Origin of the sequence: Streptomyces griseus subsp. griseus (genome assembly GCF_000720255.1) — a bacterium.
Lineage (GTDB): Bacteria > Actinomycetota > Actinomycetes > Streptomycetales > Streptomycetaceae > Streptomyces > Streptomyces griseus_I.
Genome location: NZ_JOJE01000185.1, coordinates 1 through 361 on the forward strand (window position 1 = coordinate 1; position 361 = coordinate 361).

The window sequence follows — 361 nt, forward strand, 5'->3', positions numbered from 1 at the left end:
CGGCCACAGGCTCCAGATCGAGGCCGTGTTCGACGCCTGGGAGACCGGAAAGGAACCCGGCGTCTGTCTGCACGACGCGCGCCGCACGCTGGAGTTCGCAGCGGCGACGTACGCGTCCGCCTTCCGCGGTGTCCGCGTCGCCGCGGGCGAACTGACCGACGACGACCCGTTCGCGCTCAGCATGGACGGCGGCGCCGTGCCCTGGGAACGCGTCAAGGAGGCCCTCGTATGAACGCTCTTGCAATCCGCCACGACCTGGGTACCTCGGTCACGGTCCGAGACGGCGACACCGAGCTGTTCCGCTACGTGTACCAGCCGGACACCGTCCAACTGGAATCGCCCAAGCCCTACATCCACCCCC

1 pseudogene is annotated in these 361 nt (G+C 68.7%); it reads left to right on the top strand.

Annotated elements, in window-relative coordinates:
• Positions 1-232, top strand: a pseudogene (locus IG99_RS43705) (gfo/Idh/MocA family oxidoreductase); the annotation flags it as partial.
• Between the last annotated feature and the right edge of the window lie 129 nt (positions 233-361).